A 23,495-nucleotide genomic window follows, 5' to 3' on the forward strand; every position below is an offset into this window, starting at 1 on the left:
TGGGAATTCCCAATGATAATAATCTCCTCTTGCCTCTGTAGTACGTTTAATCAACAAAAACTTTCTTCCATAACATACTAATGCTTTAACAGCTACATAAATTTTTTTTTCCATCTATTTATCTTCCTTTCTTATATTAATATAAACTACCACTCGTTCTCTACCTTAATATTTTGCAATGCATATTTTATTGGTAAATATTTTTTCCTTGTATTTTTAACAACAGTATAATACATAATAGCCAAAAACATTCCCACTATGCCTATTATTAATAGACCTATGTAAAACTTGCTTGCAAATGCATCGGCATATACTATCATTTTAATGTTTTTTATTGTATTTTCAAAATTTTTTTCATTAGCTATTATATTTCCAATTTTTTTTATCCCTGCATTATCATAAAATTCTTTAATTGCTGAAGACACACTAAAGAAACAAGATATAATTAAAGCTAAAGTTGAAACCCAAAAAGCTGAGAAATTTAAATCCAACTCTTTTTCTACTTCCATACTATAAACTAAAAAGGTATACTTATCACCTTTTATTTCTTGATTTAACTTTTCTTCATAACACTTGATTTCATTATCTTGATTTTTTATATTTCTACATATTTCTACTTCTTTTCTTATCTTATCAATTTTCTTATTTGTTTTGTTTTCTAACATATTTTTCTCCTCCTTACCAACTAGATTTCTTTTTTAATTGCCATAATTTTCCTGTTTAAATCTTGCTACCTTTTTAATATGTTTTATACTCATTCAATTTTCACAATCTTTATGGCATATTAAAGGCATATATGTCCAAATGTATGTCCTTGTCACTTCTTATCATATCAATTTTCCAATGCCTAGACTCAGTGTAATTTGTACTTTCTTCAATAAAACTTCCTTCAACTTCATATGGGTACTCATATTCACCTAAATATGTATTTAATCTCAACATTAAATTGGCATAATTAGAATTTCTAGCATAAATGATAATAATTGTATTGGGACAACCGATAGGATTATAATTTGTTAATGCTTTATCTATATGTTGCTTTAAATTTTGTTTATCAATTGTTGTTAAAACTAACGCTTCTACGATAGATATTGGCAAATCTTCCTCTTTAGTTGATATGAGTAAATCTAATTCACCTGACTCTTTACCACTTTCTGATTGCCCATGCCTTGTTTGATCATGTACTTGATATCTTCGTGTATTTTTTAATCCATCTCTAAGACCATCATTTAATAAATTTTCTTTCACACCTCTGTAAATACTGTTGCCTTGCATATTTTTGAGTATTGTATAAACATCTTTTTGCAGCTCTATTCTTATGGTAGGATCTTGAACAAATTCCATATTTATGAATGTGTCCTTTTCATTGTTTGCATCTTGCAATATATACATATCTGATATCTGAATTTTAAAATTATCTTTTCTTAATCTTCTATTTACCTCAGCAGCAAATTCTTTTTTCCTATCCTTTTTCACCCATAATTCATACATTATGTTCAAAAAGTCCTTTATGTATTCCTCTTCCATACCTCTAGTGGCAATTTTTAAAAAAGGATATTCTTTTTCATAATACATTCTGTATTGTGTGTTATAAAATGAAATGTTCTGTTCAAACTTTTCCCCTGTCGACTTTACATATTCTTCCGTAAATAAATTTTCTCTAACATTCTTTTGAGATATCCATGTTGTAAAACCTATCCAGAATGAATTCATATCATCTTTATATGTGTCATTTACATTTCTAAATCTAATACAATTAACCATCCACAACATCCTCTCTAACCAAAATGAATTATTTCTCATTTTCAATTTCAATAACTATTTCACTAATATTTTTGTTCAAGTTTCAAAAACACATTTATTTTATTATAACTCATAGTTTATTTTTTTTATATTTGTTTTACTCTGAATCATAACTTTTTTAATATTATATATTTCTGACATAAAACTCACCTTGACCTTCTAGATTTAATTCTTTTTCTATTTGCATTTTGTTTAAAATTGAAAGCACTCTTTCCAACCACTACAATTCTCCAATCATCGCCTTTTCCATTATCACAGGTAGACAACATCAGCATCTGCTCTCCATACTTAGACTTTTTCCCGGCACTCCACAAGCTATGCTCCAACACTTTCTCCACAAATTTGTCATAGTACTTCTCATCCCTTGCCATTACAAACTTCCAATATTCAAAATCCCTTATGTTCACACTCATAACGGCAAACACTTCATATTTTCTTCTTCTGTCCGTTGTAAAAAATATCTTTCTGTGTCTATCAAAAAAATCCTTATTCTTATACTGCTCCAGTGCTCCAAACATTTTTCCACCGTTTATGTTATGACCATAAATAATTAGATTGTCAGATTTTTTTAAGTCACAGTAAGCACTTAAGTATGGTGTTCCATAAAAACTGTAATTCTTATTAAAATCATGATTTAAATAAAAATCCGGATTATCCCTTGTTTGCATTACAGGATAACTAATGGTTGTTCCTGGCACTTCCAAATATCCAATGCAGTCCTCATTTTCTCCCTTTAGTTTTGTCACATTCATTGTTTTGTCTTTTTTCTCAGCAACACTTTCCTGTATATTCTCAAATTCCTTTTCGCTTTTCTTCTCCGCTTCTTTTTCCTTTAAAAAAGGGACAGCTACAACCACAGCCATCCCTACTAAAAGAAGTATCAGAGTCATTTTAATCATTCTCTTCATTTTCCTTCTTCTCCTGTTTAAAATTGTATTTTGATTTATCCTTTGCTCTCACGCATGCAAAACATCCAAGTGCCATTAATAATGAGATAAGTGAAATCATCATTCCTGCAGTCTTTCCCTTTATTCCTGTCTGTGGTGTGTCAGGTACTTCCGGAATTCTTTCATCAACCACAGATAATTTCTGAAGTTTTCCAGTATCCTTTATTTTGATTTTCTTATCCTTTGCAACCTTGTAATGCTTTGGTGCGCTTACTTCCTTAAAGGTATATGTTTCTCCTGCCTTTAGGATTCCTTCGATAAGTTCAGCATTTTTACCTGTTGTAAATTCATAAACCTTTCTGCCCCTGCTGTCATACACCTTGTATTTTGCACCGCTAAGCTGCTTCTTTGTGTCTGATGCAGTCTTGTTAAACTGAACCTTTATTGTATCATCCGTCATGCTTACCTTCTGAACCCTTCCATCATCTTCCACTGTAAACTCAACACTTTCTGCAGTTGCATAACCGTCTCTTGGTTGTTTTTCAGTTAAAACATATGTCTTGCCTACAGCATACTTTCCTTCAATCACGTGGCTTTCTTCCGTTGAAACCCATTCATCCATTACAACTCCTGTTTCCTTATCAGTTACCTGCATGTGACATCCTGAAAGTTCCCTTCCGTTTGTAATGTCCTTCTTTGAAAATTCAACCTTTGTTGTGTCATCATACATTACCACCTGATTATCAATATTTTCCTTGAAGCTGTCTCCACTCTTAACATAAACCTTTGTCCTACAATTACTGCTATCACTTTCAACAAGCTTGAATGTAATGGTATCTGCAGTTACAAATCCATCTGCAGGTCTTGTTTCAGTTAATGTGTATTCCTTATCCTTAAGAAGTCCATTGATTTTTAATGCATAATCGTTGTCTTTTTCGACATGAACGTTGGAATATCCCATTTTCTTAAGATTTTCATTTAACTTAACTGATGAAATGTCACCTGAAATCCAGCTTATGATTTCATTGCCCTTATCATCATTTATCCTTAAATGACAGTCCTTGATTTCCACTGATGATGCAATCATTCTCTTGCTGATTACTGTTTCAGTCTGGTCTTCCTTAACAGTTACCCTTGCTGAAACCATGGCTGTTTCCTGATTCTTGTATTCAAGGTGAACCTCATGCATTTCCCTGTCAATGTAATAGCTGTCACTTACACTCTCCTCAAGGAAATAGTAATTACCTGAATTTAGTGCCTCATTAATAAGTTTTCCCTGCTCATCAACCTTGCCGTAACCTTCATCCATTACCGGCACATTAAATGGTATCTTTGCCACACCATTTTCATCTATTGTGACTGTGGCAATTTTTTCACCGGCATTTACAATCATGTTTCCCTTTCGGTCATAAATGTTATCCCTTGAATAGAATCCAAACACTGCATCCGCGATTGGTTCTCCTGTTCTTGAATCCTGCTTTTGAAGTGTGATGTCAGTCTTTACAAGGTCATTGTAAACATCAAGTTTTCCTTCCTTGGAATTTTCAGAAATATCAAGAACGTATTCATCATCCTTGTTATTCCATTTAAAGCTTAAGTCCCATGATGACTGTCTTGGAAGAACATAACCGCACTTTGTCTTTACTTCCTTTAATGTGTATTCACCAAGTGGAACATTTAATGTCATTGTGCCATCTTTGTTTAAGCTATATTTGCAAATGCCATTACAGTCATTTGTAAACTCAGCCTTTTCACCTGTTGTAATTGTTGCAACAACTGAATCCTTATTAAACAGCACTGTTCCCTGATTGTCCTGTGACATGATGTCTTCTTTTGCAGTAAGTTCAAACATAACACCGTTAAGCTTTATAGCATCATAATCAAATGGATTTACATTGACCTCCGTTGTTTTGTCAGCGTTGCTTTCATCATTTCTGCCACATAACTCCGGACCTGTTTTGTCTAATGTGAATTTTCCGTAAGTAACATCATTGTAATACTCGCACTCTGCATAAAGGTATTCATTTCCAAGTTCATCCTTCATTGTCCTGTATGAATTGCTGTTTATTTCAACTATTACAGGACTCTTGTTTACCTTGTATCCTTCCGGTCCTTCAATTTCGTATACCTTGTATGTTCCTGCCTTAAGCTTTTCATAGGTAATGATTTCTCCTGTTTCATCTGTTACAAATCTGTCAACGACCACCATTTTGTTGCCGTTGCTGTACTTCTGTGTTACAAGAGTTTCATTTCCTTCCTTGTCTACCTTGTAAATCTGATATGTTGTGCCTTTCTTTAAGACTGTCTGATGTGTCTTTGAATCCTTCTTCACGATTTTTAAGTATGCCGTAAATTCAGGATTGTTTAATAAGTACTGATAAGTCTTACCGTTTTCAGTTACATTCACATAAAAGTCAGGACATTTTTCAGTGTTGTCTGCTCCAACAGTCTGATGAACCACATATGTACCATATGGTAACTGCTTTGACTTGGCATAACCGTTTAAGTCTGTTGTTAAAATGTCTCTTTCAGTTGCCTTTGCCTTTTCATATGAACCTGCACCTGCAAGATAAATCTGAAACTGTGCACTCTTTTCAAATGGTACAATGCCTGCAGTTCCGTTACCCATGCCCTTAATGATTGCCACATCACCCTTGACTGGCTTTTCTGAAACCTGCTTTTCAACCGAATTGTATTCTGCTGTGAAGTTTGTACCGTCAGCTACAATGTCATACACTTTGTCATTCTTAAGATATCCCTTGGGCGGTGTGATTTCCTTTAGGTAATAAGTCTTTCCACATCTCATGTAATCTGTTTCAAACTGATAGTTATTATCTGTTTTATATGACTTAATTAACTTTGTGCAGGCTGCATCTGAATATACACCGTACACTGCTCCTTCAAGTGTTGCATCACCCTGAGCAACCTTGCCTGTTTCTTCATCAATCTTTACTGCAGTTAATTTCACTTTCTTATACTTGTCCTTAAGAACCGGCTTGTATGCAAGCTTATAATTACTATAAGATTCTTCTGCAGTTTCAGGCCACTTTCCGTCACTGTTTCTAATCCAAGAGTCGGACTTTTTAAGTGTGACTGTTACCTTGTTAGCAGACTGACTCGTCATCTTGTTTGAACCTGAATCAACTACAAATGAATTTAAGATGTTGCTGTTGCCTGATGAAATTTCTTCAATTATATAATTATTTGAAATGTCATCCATCTGCTCTTCTATGTCTTTATTAATTAACTTTTCAGCTCCACTCTTAGACAAATCTGATGCATACGAATATCCCTTATCATCCAATTCATCTTTTACTTTTTTCTTATCGTCATTTGTCATGTTTTTTAAGTCAGATTCTTTTACATAGTAATATTTCTTAGAATTTAACTGATATGTGAATCTAAATACTATCTTTCCATTTGAATCTGTCTTAACATCTTGTGTAAATGTTGTGGCATCATCATCAACATCTTCCTTTACTGAATCTCCCCAGCCATTGTACTGATACGAATATAATTCCTTAATGTTCTTTGCTGTAAATCTGAATGAAACCTGTTGTAATGGTTTATTATCTTCATCATTTTTCTGTAATGTTATCCTCTGACGATAATATTCACTGGATTTCAAAGGTAGAAAATCGTATTCTTCTTCTGTTGACTGTATTTGTAATAATCTCTGCACCTGATCCTTTTTAGTTGTTCCTGAATATTCCCATATTTCAACATCACAGGATACAGTTTTTCCTGGATTAAAAATGTCTGAATAAATGGTATCATTTGAATAATAACCTGTGTTCTTCTTAACCTGACTTATAATGTCCTTTAATCCTGTCTCACTTGTGATTCCTTCTTCAACCGCCCAAATAAGACACTGTGCATATACCCACGCCTTATTGCTCTTCTTTTTCACTGTTGAATACCAATATCCAATCTTTGCTTCCAATGAATCCTTCTTATTAGAACTATCACTGCTTATATTTTTTGTCTTTGATACGTAGGTATATCCTGTGTGACATGCCTTTCCCAAATCCATACAAAATACCGGGCGGTCATTCACAAGTGTCTGTAGCCATGTTCCACTTTCACTTTTTGAACCCACATTAACTGTTCCTAGTTTTCCTAATGAATCCAATGTTGCTGTTCCTGATGCTGCCTTTACATTGCTTGTTGGCAAAGTTGCCGTCAACAACATTACCATTGCCAATACTCTTGCTAAAATTCTCTTTACTTTCATTATTGTGTTCCCTCCTATTAAAATCTCCTATGTCGATGTTCTTACGCCCACCAAATTATATTTTGTGCAAGCACAATATCACTTGCCAGGCTTTTGCTAATCGAGTAGTCTACTCGATTAACGCATATTAACATCTCAAAGCATAGCTTTTCGATGTTCTTGCGCCCACTAAATGATATTCCGTGCAAGCACGACATCACTTAGTGGGCTTTTGCTACAAAAAAAGAACGCCTTAATTTAATAAGACGTTCTAAATGTTTTATTTACTTGTTTCTTTGAGTATTTTGTCCACATCCATATCTGAAAACAATGCTACCCAATATGTGCCAGTTTCTGATTTATAACATGCTATTGCTCCACTTTTATGGCTTGGATTTTTTAAGTTATTGTAATGTCCCTGGCTGTTCTTCCATTGCTTCATTGCATCCTTATAATTATCAGATCCTTCTGCAATGTTCTCGCCTATGGCATATGCTTCTCCATATTCCATACCATTATCATCTTCATACCAATAATATTTTTCTTCTATGCCATATTCCTTGTTTAAAACATTAAATACAGTATCTGTCCATCCATCGTGGGAAAAGTTTTTGCTTATCATCTTTGCTCTTTCAAGACAAACCTTGTACAAGGCCTTTGACCATTCAAGTTTCTCTGCTCCAACCTTTGCTCTATACCCATTCTGTACTATGAAAGCATTTTCCGCTGCCACTCTGTCATGAAATCTCTTTTTTATTTTTCCATTTGATTTCCTAACATATGTAAGACTTTTATTTTTAACTGTTATGGTCTTCGAAAAACTTCCCTGCTTATTTTCTCCATTTTTTATGGATTTGTAAGCAACTACTTTCAGTTTGACCTTTTCATTAGCCAAAAGATTTGTCAATGTGTATTTATTTTTCTTTGTTGTCTTGACACATTTCCACTGTTTCACTGCAGGATAATAAACATATACCTTATAACCTAAAATATTTTTAACTTTCTTCCACGTTATTTTGTAACCTGCCCTGTACTTCATCGATGTCTTTTTTAAGCTTGCATCCTTTATTGTCTTGTACTTTTTAGTAACAGCTGAAACCTTAATGTGTGTTACTTTTCCAATGACCCCTGCACTTACGGTTTTGGTGGTTAAACAAAACCCTAATGTGACAATCAGCATTGTCATAATCAAATATTTATTTTTTTTCTTAATCATTGTTCCAACCCTTCTGTCGAATCGTTTTACCATTTATAACAAATATTCATCGATTTCAATTCTGTGGTTATTTCATTGAGAATCGATAAACACATTTTACCATACTAATTTTTTATTTCAAATTCTAATATGGTTGAATTTCGACACTTTCAACCAAACTCCTTCTATTTTTACATTGGGACCCGGTGTCCCACTTTCTAGTTTGCAAGTTCCGGCATATCATGTTGCACTCTTGCCTTATAGTAACTGTCTATTGTTGTTGGTGCATTATAAAGTGCTGCCAACAAATATTTCTTAATGTTTTTAATTTTTGTTGTGTTATGATTCATACATTCCAACACATATTCAATATGACTTATATCCAGTTTTAAAAATCTTGACTTTACCGTCTCCTTTGGAAACTTTGTGCTGGATATGACAATGTAATCATTTTCGCTAATCATAGTTTCAACAATCAGATTAACCATTCCGTCTATTATTGATTTTTCTATGTAATGCCTGTCTATCAAAACATCATAATCTATGTTTTCTTTTACCAATTTTTTGTACTTATCAAAATCTGATTCATCTTCTCTTCCCATCTTATCAATTGCTTGTTTTACAACAGGATTAGATAAGATAGTATTACTCTCTTTAGTATTATTCGTTTTAGTATTACTTAAATCCGTATTATTCATATTAGTATTACTATTATTAGTCTTATTAATAAGTGGGGCCTTTTCGGTTACCTCTTGAAGTGTACTTTTTACACCTCTTGACGTAATCTGTCGTACACCTTTAGAAGTTTCCACATCTACACTTCCTGAAGTGTAAGTTCCTGCACCTCTTAAGGTTTCCTGTTCTACACCTTTAGAAGTTACCATATCTACACTTCTTGAAGTGTAAGTTTCTACACCTTTGGAAGTTTCCAGTTCTGTGTTTACAAAATTTTCCATATTTTCACTTAAATTATCTTCTTCTGACTTATCAATAAAATCTGTATCATCAGGTTCTGAATGGTCCTGTAATACAATAAAATTCTTTACATATAAGAGGCTTGGTAATCCCAACCCTCTTCTTTTCTTTTCAACCAATCCAAAATCCTCAAGCTCATTTAAATATCTTACAGCTGTTTTTTTACTGAAATTAAAATCTTCCATAATTTCAGAAATCTGATAAATTATGTACACTCTGTTCTCTGAATCAAACCATTTGTTCTTCATTGAAAGATTCATTCTGTCAAGCAAAACTCCATAAAGAAGCTTTGCATTGACTGATAAATCTGCAAACATTGGATCCACTATCATTGATTTTGGAATTCTTATGAAATTAAACTGCTCTGCCTGAGCTCCGTAATAATAATCAAATGTCATAACCATCACTCTTCCATTTCTCCAATAACTGGTAAATTATGTTCTCCATTTCCGCTTTTGTATAATTTTCAGGGAAATATTTATTAAGCTTGCTTCCTGAAATTGTAACCTTTGTACTTTCCCTGCTTTTTTCTTCTGTCTGCTCTATAACCTCTGTTGTCTTTTCCTTATTTTTAATTGATTTAATCTGTTCTATGCTAACCTTGTATCCTAGATTATAATAATCCAATATTTCCTGCTGTTCTTTTTCAGACAGCTCTGCGATTTCAACAGCAAGCTTTATGGCAATCTTTTTTTCATCAACCATTTCAAGCAACTCCGGTAACAATTGTGTCAGTTTAATGTATCGTGATACCTGTCTGCCCGACAAACCATTTGTCTCACCTACAACCTCTCTGCTTTCTGCTCCCTTTATGCCTTTATGGTGTATTGCTTCAAGCTTCATTTGAAATGCAAATGCTCTTTCACTTGGAAGTATTTCTTCTCTTTGAATGTTTGAATCCACCATTACTATTGTTGCATCATCATCGCTTAACTCTCTTATAATAACCGGAACGCTTTCAAGTCCTGCAAGTCTTGCCGCATGCTTTCGTCTATGTCCTGATATTATTTCGTACTCTTCATTATCTGTTTTTCTAACTAATATAGGAAGAAGCACTCCTCTTTCCTTTATGGACTCTGTTAATTCATCCATCTTTTCATCATCTGTTACCTTAAATGGATGTTTTCTAAAATCATGTATTTTGTCTATTTCAATTTCCTTTAATCCATCTGCCACATCTACCTTTAACAATTCATCATAACTTGTTAATTTTATCTTTTCTCTTACTTTACTCACGTCCAAGCACCTCCTCTGTTAGTTTTTCGTAGCTTCCTGCAACTTTTCCTCTAGGGTCATGAAGATAAATACTCTTTCCCTCAGCACTTGTTTCTGCTGCTCTTACTGACATTGGAATTCTGCTTTTAAATATCCCAATAGTTTCACCATAGGTATTTTCCAATGCCTCCAATATATCCTTTGTATAATTAGAACGCATATCAACCATTGTCATTACCATTCCTTCTATCCTGAGTTCCGGATTAATCTGTCTTCTTACCCTGGTTATTGTTTTTATTAACTGCTGTAAACCTTTTACCGGCAAATAAGATGCCTGTACAGGAATAAGCACTGAATTAGCACACACTAAAGCATTAATTGTTATCATTCCAAGACTTGGCATACAATCAATTAGAATGTAATCATAATTTTCCTTTATAGCTGATATAAACTCCTTCATTACCAATTCCCTGCTCATTATATTAACCATTGAAACCTCTAAACCTGCCAATTCAATATTTGCCGGAATGAAATCAATATTTTCCTGATGTTTTTTAATTACCTTTTTATTATCAATCTCTTCCTCATTTACAACATCCATTAACACATTCGCCAACGAATACTCAATTTTGTCAGGTTCATCAATTCCAAGACTTACTGTCATGCTTCCCTGTGGGTCCGCATCAATTAAAAGAACCCTTTTTCCCTTTCTTGCAAGTCCTATTCCTAAATTAACTGTTGTGGTTGTTTTTCCTACTCCACCCTTCTGATTTGCTATTGCAATTATTTTACACATTTGTTCCTTCCTCCTATTAATTAAAATTTTGATTTGAAAGATAAAATTAATTTTAATTTTGTGAAATTGTTTTACTCATATCGACTTATTTATTGTTACTTAAATGCCACTATATTGTTCAACTAAAGAAACAGGCAAACTTTGCATCAAATTTGGTTCAACCAAAAATTACCAAAGTCAAACCAAAATCAACCAAAATTTAACGATATAGTACGATAATTTGCGATAATTTATGCTTACCTGCCTTAGTATTGTTTGAAAGGTTTGTCAACGCAAAAAAGACCCTCAAACATACAAAATATAGTATGTTTGAGGGTCTTTATCCTCTATCTTGTGGGTTCACACCCTATGAATCATAGATTGTTTTGATAAAATATCAAGTTATGATAACTTATGATTTATTTCATCTGTGCTGCAACTTCTTCTGCGAAGTTTTCTTCTTTCTTTTCGATACCTTCACCAGTTTCGAAACGAACGAATTTCTTAATTGCTACAGTAGCGCCAACTTCTTTTGATACTTCATCAAGATACTTAGCAACTGTCTGCTTTCCGTCAGCAACCATAACGTATGTCTGATCAAGAAGACATACTTCTTTTAACTGCTTAGATACACGACCTTCTACTAAACCGTTGAAGATCTTGTTTTCCATGATTTCAGCTTTCTTAGCCATAGCAATTGAGCTTAATGAAGCCTTTGCTTCGTTTGAAAGGAAGTTGAATAAATATTTATCATTCTGCTTTTCTTCGTAGATAGCTTTGTCTTCATCGTTGAATACGTTCTGGCTTAAAGCTTCTGCAAAGATATCCTTCTGGATTGGCTTTGGAAGTGAATCTGGTTCATTTAAAGCACTGTCAATTGTGATTTCTCTCATCTTAGCAAGTTCGTCTGCTGAAATGTCGTTTCTTGAAACATACTGTGGGTTCATAGCTGCAATCTGCATAGCAATTGTCTTAATTGCTGCTGTTACAGTGTCGTTTTCTGGAGCATCAGCTTCAACTAATACACCAATCTTTCCACCTGCATGAATGTATGATGCGATAACACCGTCTGATTCGATTCTTTCAAATCTTCTGATGTTCATGTTTTCTCCGATTACTGCAATCTGTGATACTAATTCGTCTTTTACAGTCTTTGTAGTATCAAGTTCCCATGGTTCAGCCATGAATGTATCCATATCAGTTGCTGATGAATCAACAATCTGGTTTGCAACGTTAGCAACGAATGTCTGGAACTTTTCGTTCTTAGCAACGAAGTCTGTTTCTGAGTTAACTTCAACGATTGCTGCCTTACCGTCTTTAACTGTTGTGTATACGATACCTTCAGCTGCAATTCTACCTGATTTCTTTACAGCTGTAGCTTCACCTTTTTTTCTTAAAACTTCGATAGCTGCTTCCTGATCACCATCAGTTTCAACTAAAGCTTTTTTACAAGCCATAACACCAGCGCCTGTTAATTCTCTTAATTCTTTTACCATTGCTGCTGTAATTGTCATATTTCTATTCCTCCTAAAATCAAAAATCTGTTAATTATTCAGCATCTGCTGCAGCTTCTTCAGCAACCATTTCTTCACCCTGGTTAGCTTCGATAACTGCGTCAGCCATCTTAGAAACAATAAGTTTTACTGCTCTGATAGCATCATCGTTACCTGGGATAACGTAATCTAATTCTTCTGGATCACAGTTTGTATCTGCAATACCGATTAACTTAATTCCAAGTGCATGTGCTTCCTGAACACAAATCTTTTCCTTCTTAGGATCTACAACGAAGATTGCATCTGGGATTCTCTTCATTTCCTTGATACCACCAAGGTTCTTTTCAAGCTTGTCCCATTCTTTCTTGATGTTTACAACTTCCTTCTTAGGAAGAACATCAAATGTACCATCTTCTGACATTCTTTCGATATCTTTTAATCTCTTAATTCTTGACTGGATAGTCTTGAAGTTTGTAAGCATACCACCTAACCATCTTTCGTTAACGTAGTACATACCACATCTCTGTGCTTCTTCCTTAACAGCTTCCTGTGCCTGCTTCTTTGTTCCTACGAAAAGGATTGAACCACCATCAGCTGCGATGTCTGATACTGCTTTGTAAGCTTCATCTACTTTACCTACTGACTTCTGTAAGTCGATGATGTAGATACCATTTCTTTCTGTGTAGATGTATGGAGCCATCTTAGGGTTCCATCTTCTTGTCTGATGTCCAAAATGAACACCTGCTTCTAATAACTGTTTCATTGAAATAACGCTCATTTTAATACCTCCTGGTTTTTAATAATTATTTTTGGTATCGTTCCGTAAACCTACGGCAAATACCATACCTTCCATCTGCTTCCCCGAATCAGACAACCCCGAGCAAGGGCACCCGCCTGTATCTCCACAGATGTGCTTAATGCAACTCAAATATCATAACACAAAAACAGGACCGGTGCAACAACTTTTTACGTTATGTATTAGTTGTTTTTACCAGTCCCATATTTTAATTTTATTTAATGCTGCTTACATTAATCCTACAATCTTATTTAATGCTGCTCCCATTAATACTTCAATTTCATTTTTTTGCTATTCAAATCAAACATGTAACTTTATCTTACTCAACTCCGCATATCCTATACCAGATACTGAAACCTGCCAGTTTAGCTCCATGTTTAGCTTAGCGCATCCGCACCGGGTACCAGAACATGTTAATCTGTTTCCTTTTTTGCCCCTGCATATCCAACACCGAGCATTGAATCTACTAATTTGTCTCCTTCTTTGGCTCTACATATCCACACTGGGCATCAGCACATGCCAACTTATTTCCTTTTTCTACCATGTAGCCACCGCACTGTGGACACTTCTTAGTTGATGGTTTCTGCCATGACATAAAATCACATTCAGGGCCGTCAATACATCCGTAGTAACGTCTGCCTTTTTTTGTCATGCGGTATACCACGTCTTTGCCACATTTTGGACAAGGAACACCAACCTTTTCAAGATAAGGTTTTGTATTTCTACATTCAGGGAATCCCGGACATGCAAGGAATTTTCCATGTGGTCCGTATTTAATAACCATTCTTCTGCCACATTCCTCACAAATTTCATCTGATTCTTCATCTGCTATCTGAATCTTTTCAAGTTTCTGTTCAGCGTCCTTTACCATTAATTCCAAATCAGGGTAAAAGTTTCTGATAATTGTCTTCCACTCAATCTTGCCTTCTTCAACAGAGTCCAAAAGTGATTCCATGTTCGCTGTAAATTCTGTATCTACGATAACGCTAAATGCTGTTTTCATTACGTTGTTTACTGCTTCCCCTAATTCTGTAACGTAAAGATTCTTCTTTTCCTTTGTTACATATCTTCTGCCAACAATAGTTCCGATTGTTGGTGCATAGGTACTTGGACGACCAATGCCCTGTTCTTCCATTGCCTTTACTAAAGCCGCTTCTGTAAAATGAGCAGGTGGCTGTGTAAAATGCTGATTTTCTTCAAACTTAACAAATTCTAACTCTGAGTCTTTGTCAAGTTTTGCAATTGTATTGTTTGTTACAACTTTTTCGTTGTCGCTGTCTGTGTATATTTTCATAAAACCGTCAAAACCGATTTTTGAAGTTGATGCGTTAAATACATATTCTCCTGCACCGATTTTTACATTAAATGTATCATAGACTGCATTTTTCATTCTGCTTGCAACAAATCTTTTCCAAATCAACTGATAAAGTCTGAACTGGTCTCTTGGAAGCTGTGCTTTTACCATGTCAGGTGTAAGTGATACGTCTGTAGGTCTAATGGCTTCGTGAGCGTCCTGAATTTTTTTAGATGACTTCTTAGAAACAATTTCTGTTGCCATGTAATCATCACCGTAGTTGCCTTCAATAAATTCCTTTACCTGTGCTTCTGCTGTTTCAGATACTCTTGTGGAATCTGTACGAAGATAAGTAATAAGACCTATGCTTCCACGCCCTTTTATCTCCACACCTTCATATAACTGCTGTGCTATACGCATTGTTTTCTGTGTCGAAAAATTAAGTGCTTTTGAAGCTTCCTGCTGCATTGTACTTGTTGTAAATGGAATAGGTGCTTTTCTTGTACGGTTTCCTTTTTTTATGTCATTTACAGAGAACTTACTGTCTTTTATCTGTTCGATAATTTTATCAAGTTGCTCTTTTCCTGTAATTTCTACTTTTCCTTTTTTGTCACCGTAAAAACTTACATTGAATTCTTTGTTTTTGTATTTTAAAACGGCATCCATGTCCCAATATTCTTTTGGTATAAATGCGTTTATTTCTTCTTCTCTGTCACATAACATTCTAAGTGCTACTGACTGAACACGACCTGCACTAAGTCCTCTTTTAATTTTCATCCATAAAAGTGGGCTGATGCTATAACCAACCATTCTGTCCATTACACGTCTTGCCTGCTGTGCGTCTACAAGATTCATGTTAATTTCTCTTGGATGTTTTAGTGACTCCTTAACTGCCGGTTTTGTAATTTCGTTAAATGTTATTCTTGCACTTTTTTTGTTTTCTAATTTCAAAGCCTTTGATAAATGCCATGAAATTGCTTCTCCCTCGCGGTCCGGGTCAGTTGCCAAATATACTTTGTCCGCTTTTTTTACACAACGACGAAGTTCTGCTAACTTCTCACCCTTTCCTCTGATTGTAATATATTTTGGTTCATAATCATTTTCAAAGTCAATTCCCATTGTGCTTTTTGGCATATCCCTTACATGTCCGTTTGAAGCTACAACTTCATAATTTGAACCTAAGAATTTTTTAATTGTTTTAACTTTTGCTGGTGATTCCACGATCACAAGATACTTTGCCATAAATACTCCTTTTTGAAAAAATATCAACTCAGCCTTGAATAATAATTGTATGATGGTTGTTCCACTAGCCCTTTCAATTGTAATTGTAACAACATCTCAACTAGCTTTTCATACTTTAATCCTGTGTTTTCCATTAATTCATATATATTTTTCGGCTGTAAACCTAACTCACTATACAACATCAAAAATTCTTTTTCAAGTATTTTTTCTTCGGTATTTTTCTCATCAGCCTTATTAAATACGAAGTATTTAAGCTCAGATATTATATCATTTGCCGATGTTACAATACCTGCACCATTCTTAATTAACCTGTTCGTGCCACCACTTAATCTGTCTCCAACTCTACCGGGAACCGCCATAACATCCCTGCCCTGCTCCAACGCCCATTCAACAGTTATAAGGGAACCGCTTTTTTCTTTTGCTTCAACTACAATAACCTTGTGGGACAAACCGCTTATTATTCGATTTCTTTGTGGAAAATGCCACGCTAAGGCTTTACTACCCGGCGGGTACTCAGATATAATTCCACCTTTTTTCAATATGTCATTATACAATTCTATGTTTTCTGTTGGGTAGCACACGTCCACACCTGTTCCAACTACCGAAAAAGTTGCCGTTTCTCCCACAATGGCTCCTAATTGACTATATGTATCAATTCCCCTAGCCATACCACTAATTATCTGCACACCTGCTTTTGACAAATCTTCTGCAAGCTTTTTTGCCATGTTTCTGCCGTAACCTGAACAGGCTCTCGCCCCTACCATTGCCACAATTGGTTTGTTACAGTCAGGCAACTTTCCCTTATAAAATAAATAATATGGTCTGTGGTCGTAAGGTTTCAAATTTTCCGGATAATCTTCATCTTCAACGGTCACAAATTTTATGTCTTTTTCCTTTAGCTTTTCATAAAAATCTTCCTTATTAAATTTATCCCTTGATTCAACAATATTTCTTATATCTTCCGGTGACATTCTATCATCTGACATTAACTTCTTTTCGCTAATATTATATAAATTTTCCGCTGTGCCATACACTTTCAAAATCTTCTGTATTTTATCAAAATAAAAGTATTCGTTTGAGGCAAGCCACGCCCAATAATCTCTCTTTTCCATTTACCCCACACTTTCTATTGTCTTAAAACTAATGGCCTCTGCCAAATCTTCTGTTGATATTTTATTTTTTCCTTTTAAATCCGCAATTGTTCTTGCTACTTTTAATATTTTTTCGTAAGCTCTCACGCTTAAATTCATTTTCTCATAAACGTCTTTTATGAGTTTCTCTTCTTTCCTGTCCAAGGCACAGTATTTCTCTATAAACTCCCCTTGTAATTGACTATTATAATTAAAGTTTTCGTATTTATACCTTTCCCTTTGAATAGCCGCTGCCAAATCCACACGTTTTCTGATTTCTTCTGAAGATTCCTGCTCTTTGTCACTTTTTATTTCCATAAAAGAAACCGGGTTCATGTGTACGCACAAATCCATTCGGTCCAGTATTGGCCCACTGACTTTTTCTAAATATTTTTTCACATCATTTTCAGTACAATTACATTTGTTTCTGTCCGGGTAATAGCCACACCTGCAAGGATTCATTGACGCCAGCAAAACAAAATCCGCCGGGAAACTGTAAGTGCCGTTTGCCCTTGAAACTACTATTTTTCTATCCTCTAGCGGCTGTCTTAAAGTCTCCATTACCGCTCTTGAAAATTCAGGGAACTCGTCCATGTACAAAACACCGCCATGTGCCAATGTCATTTCACCGGGTTTTGGATTAATGCCACCGCCTGTAAGTGCCGTAACTGTTGTTGTGTGATGTGGACTTCTAAAGGGTCTTTTGGTAACAAGTCCCTCTTCTAAAATGCCCGCTATACTTTGTATTTTTGATATTTCAATTATTTCCTCTTTCGACATTCTGGACAGAATCGTAGGCAGCGCTTTTGCGATGGCTGTTTTTCCTGTTCCAGGTGGTCCCACCAGTAAAAGATTATGCATTCCTGCTGCTGCAATCTCAGCGCCCTTTCTGCCCTGCACCTGACCTTTTATGTATTTAAAATCTTTGCCTGCATACTCGCTTTGGCTGTTTATTTTTACTTTATGAATTGGTTCGTATTTCCCTGTAGTCAGCATCATTACAAGCTCGTTAAGATTCTCCACTCCGATTACTTTTATCCCTTCTACAAAACTACATTCATTTACGTTTGCTTTCGGCACAAAACACTCTTTGATTCCGTTTTCCAAACCATGTAACACAATGGGTAAAATTCCGTTTACAGAAACAACTCTACCATCCAAGCTTAGTTCCCCAACAAACATTTTACCCTCCACGTCACATTGTAAAATCTCCAAAGCCTTCAATATAGAAACTGCTATTGGCAGGTCAAAATAAGTTCCTGTTTTTCGAATATTTCCCGGTGAAAAATTTATTGTTATTCTTTTCGGCGGTATCATAAAACCTGAATTCTTAATGGCGGTTCTAACTCTTTCTCTTGATTCTTTAATGTCTGATGATAAAAGACCTACCATATCAAATGATGGTAGGCCATTACATATATCAGTCTCCACAATAACCGGCAGTACGTCTACCCCTGTTATTGTGGCACAATTAATTCTGCATACCATAAGTCCCTCCTTGTTGTTTTCACGCAACATTTTGTTTTTATGATATTATCACATAGTATTTGTATTGTCAAAGGCTTTTTTTAATTTTTCTAAAGCTTTTTTCTCAATTCTACTTACATAGCTTCTGGATATCCCCATTTCTTCTCCTACTTTTCTCTGGGTTACAGGTGCTTCTCCATTTAAGCCGTATCTTTTATTAATTATTTCTCTCTCCCTTTGATTTAAATTTTTCTCCACATATTGTCTAACCCGTACTATATCCTCGGCTTTTTCTATTGCGTCTAACGCCCCTGGTTCATCCATTTCAACCACATCCAGCAAATTAATGGTATTGCCCTCTTTATCCATTCCTATTGGCTCATTTAAGGAAACTTCTCTGCTTTTCTTTTTCTCTCCACGAAGCATCATTAAAAGTTCGTTTTCAATGCATTTTGCAGCATAGGTTGCAAGACGGCTTCCTTTTCCTGTATTAAAAGTATTAACCGCCTTTATCAACCCGATTATGCCAATGGAAATTAAGTCGTCATTATCTCTATTTTCACTATTATATTTTTTTGCAATATGAGCAACCAGCCTTAGGTTCCGTTCAATTAGTATGTCTTTAGCTTCTTTATCTCCCTTTTCAAGTTTTTCTATCCACACTCTTTCTTCCGCAGGTGTCAAAGGCTCTAAAAAAGTCTTCACACATTTCACCTCGCGACATACTTAATTATATTTTATGATAGGCTACAGTTTCTCGTGCATGTCTAGAAATGTTTAGTTATTTTTTCAATATCGGCTACAAGGCATCCCTTTCGACTCATGCTACTTGCTTTTGGATGCCCTTTTCCTTTTTTGACTTCGTACAACTTTCCCTTAACACACAAAAAGGGCAACCAAACAACATATAAAAAATGCCATTTGGTTGCCCTTGCTATTCTTTCTACTGTTCCTTCACTCTCAAGATATCCCCTTTTTCCAATTCAATTCCAAGATTAATCTTAAGCTTCTGTTTTGGATGTGGGCAGCTTTCCATTTCGTTGCCCTCTTCATCTTTAATTGAAACAACTTCAACTTCTATATCGTTTCCGTCAGCTTTCATCACTTCAATTTTCTGTCCCTGATAAAATTTGTTTTTCTGCTCAAGGCTGTATTCCATTTCGCCAACTTGGTCGCCTACAATTCCTAAGTACACGTAATCTCTTTCGTATACATTGCAATCGTATATCTGTGTAGTTTCATCAGGTTTTCCAAAGAAAAATCCTGTTGTGTACTGTCTGTATGTGCACTGTGAAATAAATGTTCTATACTTTGGCAAATTCATTTCGTACTTTTTAGGATCTTCTAAATAATCGTCAATTGCCATTCTGTATGTTCTTGCAACTGTGGCAACGTACAAGGCTGTTTTCATTCTACCTTCAATTTTGAAACTATCAATTCCTGCATCAATTAATTCAGGTATATGTTCTATCATGCACAAGTCTTTTGAATTGAAAATATAAGTTCCTCTTTCATTTTCTTCAATTGGCATGTACTGTCCCGGACGGTTCTCTTCCATTACCGCATATTTCCAACGGCATGGGTGAGTACAGGCACCTTTGTTGGCATCTCGTCCTGCCATAAAACTGCTAAGAAGGCATCTTCCTGAATATGAAATACACATTGCTCCATGAACAAAAGTTTCTATCTCCATATCATCAGGTATATGTTCTCTGATTTCTTTTATTTCTTTAATCGAAAGTTCTCTGGCTGACACAACTCTTTTTGCGCCAAGGTTCCACCAGAAATTGTAAGTACCGTAGTTAGTATTGTTTGCCTGTGTACTAATATGAAGTTCCATTTCAGGCAACATTTCTTTTGCAATTGTAAAAATTGCAGGATCAGCAATAATTAGTGCATCGGGATTTACTTTCTTTAAGTCATTGAAATATGCCTTAACAGGTTCTAAATCTGCATTATGGGCTAAAATATTAGCTGTAACATACACTTTCACTCCATGTTCGTGAGCGAAATTCACACCTTCTGCCATTTCTTCTAATGTAAAATTCTTTGCTTTAGCTCTTAGCCCAAATACTTCACCACCAATATACACAGCATCTGCACCATATCTTACTGCTGTTTTTAACACTTCCAGGCTACTTGCCGGAACTAATAATTCAGGTTTTCTCATTTTATTTTACCAAGCAATTACTTTTTAGCACTTTATTCTAGTACCAAATCGTGCAAGCCTTCCTTTCTATTTTTTTACTGACATTGTAATTCCATCGCCAATTGGCACAATTGATGTTTCAAGTTGTGGATGATTTTTTACCACTTCCAAATATTCTCTCATTCGTTTGTGAATTGTTCTGTCACGTCTTCTTACAACGTACTTTGACTGAATCAGGTCTCCTTCCTGTAAAACATTATCCGTAATTAAAACTCCATCTTTTTTCATCAAACGTAAAACTTCCGGAAGGAAATGAATATATTGCGCCTTTGCCGCATCCATGAAAACGAAGTCAAACTGGTCCCTTTCAAGAGTTGGCATAATTTCCATTGCATCGCCTTCAAGTAACTTTATTACATTTTCCCTGCCAGCTTTTTTTATATTTTCTTTTGCAATTGGAATTCTCTTCTCATAATTTTCAATTGTTATGATTTGTCCTTTTTCATTAATATATTCACTCATTAAAATGGCTGAGTACCCTACTGCGGTACCCAGCTCTAATATTCTCATCGGCTTTTTTATTGACAGCATAACTCTAAGAAAACTTTCCATTTCCTTTCTAATAATCGGCACGCCATCCTTCCTTGCCTCTTTTTCTATTTCCTCTAAAACAGGAGAATTTTCTTTTTCTAAAGAGTTAATATACGATACTATTCTTTCTTCTACTATCATACTAATTTCCTTTTTTAGAATTCTTTATTTATCAGACTTAGACTTTGCCTTAGTCTTTGTTGACTTTGTACTCTTTGTTTTCTCCGGTCCTTCTTTAATCTTGTTAAAAAGTTCCTCTGCATTCTGAGATGTGTTAAATGTATACTGACCGGCTTTTATGCTTTTGGTATTGTATACATACGCCTGCACTCTGAAAACCGTAGTGTCACTTATTATACCGTACTCTTCAAGAGTATTCGCCAACTCTTTTATAGTTGTTCCTTTTTTGATAGTAACAGTCATGTCTGTTCCCGGCTTTGCTTCAACTCCTGTTGAGTAAAATATTTTTGTTCCAAAATTGTAAGCTGTTGTTGCACAAACAATGATAATAACAGCCATTATTATATACTTGCAGACTTTTATTGAAACATTAGCAAATCCTTTTGATGTTTTACTATTGCTCATACAAACTCCTAACTATTCCACTTCCATAATTATTGGTAAAATCATTGGACTTCTCTTCATAGTCTTCCATAAATATTCGCCAAGACTATCTTTTACTACCATTTTGATTTTGCCCCAATCAACATTTTTGCTTTCCAAACAGTCCAGTAAAGCTTCTGTGACTACTTCTTTGGCATTTTCAATTAAATTCTCAGATTCTCTTACATATACAAAACCTCTTGTTACAATGTCAGGGCCTGCCAAAATCTGATTTGTGTATTTTTCTAAAGTTAATACAACTATGATAATTCCGTTTTCAGCTAAATTCTGTCTGTCTCTTAAAACAATGTTTCCAACATCACCAACGCCAAGTCCGTCTACTAAAACTGAACCTGCAGGAACTTTTCCTTCAACCTTAGCAGATTCCTTGTTTAACGCAAGAACGTCACCTGATTCCATAATGAAAATATTTTCTTTTGGAATGCCCATGTTCTCTGCTAATCTTCCATGTTCTTTTAAATGCTGATATTCACCATGAACAGGAATTGAATATTTTGGCTTAACTAAAGCATACATAAGCTTAATTTCTTCCTGACATGCATGTCCTGATACGTGAGTATCCTGGAATATTACTTCTGCCCCCTGCTGATACAATTCGTTTATTACCTTTGTAACCGCTTTTTCATTTCCCGGTATAGGTGTTGAACTAAATACGATTGTATCGCTAGGCTTAATGTGTACTTTTCTATGAAGAGATGCAGCCATACGTGACAAGGCTGCCATTGATTCACCCTGACTACCTGTAGTAATAAGAACTAACTGGTTGTCTGTATAACTATCCATTTCTTCTATGCTGATTAATGTATTTTCAGGAATTTTCAAGTAACCCATTTCTCTTGCAACAGAAATAATGTTTACCATACTTCTTCCTTCAACAATAACTTTTCTTTTATATTTACATGCAGTGTTGATAATCTGTTGAACTCTGTCAACGTTTGATGCAAATGTTGCGATGATAATTCTACCATCGGTATGCTCAGAAAATATATGATCGAATGTTTTTCCTACTGTTCTTTCAGAAGGTGTAAATCCCGGTCTTAACGCATTTGTACTATCGCACATAAGAGCAAGTACACCTTTTTTCCCAAGTTCACTAAATCTAGCCAAATTAATTGCATCACCGAAAACAGGTGTGTAATCAACCTTAAAATCTCCTGTATGCACAATAATGCCTTCAGGAGTGTGGATTGCAAGTGCTGCTGCATCTGCAATACTATGATTTGTTCTAATAAATTCTATTCTAAAATCACCTAAGTGAATACTCTGTCCGAACTTAACAACTTTACGCTTAACAGCCTTTAATAATTCATGCTCTTTAAGCTTTCCTTCAATAATACCCATTGTAAGCTTTGTTGCGTAAATAGGTACATTTATTTCTTTCAAAACGTATGGTAATGCACCAATATGATCTTCGTGACCATGTGTGATTACAAAACCTTTTACCTTCTTAATGTTTTCCTTTAAAAATGTAATATCAGGAATTACACAGTCAATTCCTAACATATCATCAGATGGGAATGATAGACCACAGTCAACTACAATGATGCCATCATTGTATTCGAATGCTGTCATGTTCATTCCGATTTCCTCTAAACCACCTAGAGGAATTATTTTAATCTTCGAATTGTCGCTCATTATTTAACAAA

At 35.0% G+C, this 23,495-nt stretch carries 18 protein-coding genes; all 18 read right to left on the reverse strand.

The features are described from left to right. Positions 1-146: 146 nt before the first annotated feature. The 18 genes from ACZM4J_RS03615 to ACZM4J_RS03700 all read right to left on the reverse strand — a co-directional run bounded on the left by ACZM4J_RS03615 (position 147) and on the right by ACZM4J_RS03700 (position 23,484). A complete protein-coding gene (locus tag ACZM4J_RS03615) occupies positions 147-665 on the reverse strand; it encodes a hypothetical protein (RefSeq protein ID WP_489485633.1) in 519 nt (172 codons plus the stop codon). Between the two features lie 109 nt (positions 666-774). Then, the gene (locus ACZM4J_RS03620) at positions 775-1,764 is read right to left on the reverse strand and encodes a hypothetical protein (protein WP_489485635.1); all 990 of its coding nucleotides are present in this window, start codon (positions 1,762-1,764) and stop codon (positions 775-777) included. Between the two features lie 185 nt (positions 1,765-1,949). Continuing rightward, positions 1,950-2,711, reverse strand: coding sequence for a class B sortase (locus tag ACZM4J_RS03625; protein ID WP_489485637.1), 762 nt, complete (start codon positions 2,709-2,711; stop codon positions 1,950-1,952). Continuing rightward, positions 2,695-6,924, reverse strand: a complete 4,230-nt coding sequence (locus ACZM4J_RS03630; protein WP_489485638.1) for a SpaA isopeptide-forming pilin-related protein — start codon at positions 6,922-6,924, stop codon at positions 2,695-2,697. Before ACZM4J_RS03630 ends, ACZM4J_RS03625 begins: the two co-directional genes overlap by 17 nt. A gap of 259 nt (positions 6,925-7,183) precedes the next feature. Next, positions 7,184-8,119, reverse strand: coding sequence for a CAP domain-containing protein (locus ACZM4J_RS03635; RefSeq protein WP_489485640.1), 936 nt, complete (start codon positions 8,117-8,119; stop codon positions 7,184-7,186). Between the two features lie 197 nt (positions 8,120-8,316). Then, complete coding sequence (locus tag ACZM4J_RS03640) at positions 8,317-9,477, reverse strand: DUF6017 domain-containing protein (protein WP_428245267.1); 1,161 nt, start codon at positions 9,475-9,477, stop codon at positions 8,317-8,319. Further along, positions 9,461-10,309 (reverse strand): ParB/RepB/Spo0J family partition protein, encoded by an 849-nt coding sequence (locus tag ACZM4J_RS03645; protein ID WP_428244556.1) that lies wholly within the window; start codon positions 10,307-10,309, stop codon positions 9,461-9,463. The genes ACZM4J_RS03640 and ACZM4J_RS03645 overlap by 17 nt, the downstream gene beginning before the upstream one ends. Beyond that, positions 10,302-11,084, reverse strand: a complete 783-nt coding sequence (locus tag ACZM4J_RS03650; RefSeq protein ID WP_489485642.1) for a ParA family protein — start codon at positions 11,082-11,084, stop codon at positions 10,302-10,304. Before ACZM4J_RS03650 ends, ACZM4J_RS03645 begins: the two co-directional genes overlap by 8 nt. 398 nt (positions 11,085-11,482) lie before the next feature. Further along, entirely contained in the window at positions 11,483-12,577 is a 1,095-nt protein-coding gene (tsf, locus tag ACZM4J_RS03655; protein WP_489485643.1) for a translation elongation factor Ts, read from the reverse strand. 34 nt (positions 12,578-12,611) lie between these two features. Next, positions 12,612-13,334 carry a 30S ribosomal protein S2 gene (rpsB, locus tag ACZM4J_RS03660; RefSeq protein WP_118000251.1) on the reverse strand — a complete coding sequence of 241 codons (723 nt, stop codon included), beginning with the start codon at positions 13,332-13,334 and terminating at the stop codon, positions 12,612-12,614. Between the two features lie 484 nt (positions 13,335-13,818). Further along, positions 13,819-15,888: a type I DNA topoisomerase gene (gene topA, locus ACZM4J_RS03665; RefSeq protein ID WP_302690256.1), complete on the reverse strand. Its 2,070-nt coding sequence runs from the start codon at positions 15,886-15,888 to the stop codon at positions 13,819-13,821. A gap of 23 nt (positions 15,889-15,911) precedes the next feature. Beyond that, positions 15,912-17,000, reverse strand: a complete 1,089-nt coding sequence (dprA, locus tag ACZM4J_RS03670; protein ID WP_302690255.1) for a DNA-processing protein DprA — start codon at positions 16,998-17,000, stop codon at positions 15,912-15,914. Beyond that, positions 17,001-18,506 (reverse strand): YifB family Mg chelatase-like AAA ATPase, encoded by a 1,506-nt coding sequence (locus ACZM4J_RS03675; protein WP_428244554.1) that lies wholly within the window; start codon positions 18,504-18,506, stop codon positions 17,001-17,003. Between the two features lie 48 nt (positions 18,507-18,554). After that, positions 18,555-19,190, reverse strand: coding sequence for an RNA polymerase sporulation sigma factor SigK (gene sigK / locus ACZM4J_RS03680; RefSeq protein ID WP_302690253.1), 636 nt, complete (start codon positions 19,188-19,190; stop codon positions 18,555-18,557). Positions 19,191-19,428: 238 nt separating this feature from the next. Then, positions 19,429-20,655 (reverse strand): peptidase U32 family protein, encoded by a 1,227-nt coding sequence (locus tag ACZM4J_RS03685; RefSeq protein WP_489485645.1) that lies wholly within the window; start codon positions 20,653-20,655, stop codon positions 19,429-19,431. Between the two features lie 66 nt (positions 20,656-20,721). Next, positions 20,722-21,366, reverse strand: coding sequence for an O-methyltransferase (locus ACZM4J_RS03690; protein ID WP_428244552.1), 645 nt, complete (start codon positions 21,364-21,366; stop codon positions 20,722-20,724). Between the two features lie 24 nt (positions 21,367-21,390). Next, the gene (locus ACZM4J_RS03695) at positions 21,391-21,810 is read right to left on the reverse strand and encodes an endolytic transglycosylase MltG (RefSeq protein ID WP_302690250.1); all 420 of its coding nucleotides are present in this window, start codon (positions 21,808-21,810) and stop codon (positions 21,391-21,393) included. 12 nt (positions 21,811-21,822) lie between these two features. Continuing rightward, positions 21,823-23,484 carry a ribonuclease J gene (locus tag ACZM4J_RS03700; RefSeq protein WP_302690249.1) on the reverse strand — a complete coding sequence of 554 codons (1,662 nt, stop codon included), beginning with the start codon at positions 23,482-23,484 and terminating at the stop codon, positions 21,823-21,825. Positions 23,485-23,495 lie beyond the last annotated feature (11 nt).

Source organism: Eubacterium sp., from assembly GCF_057858645.1.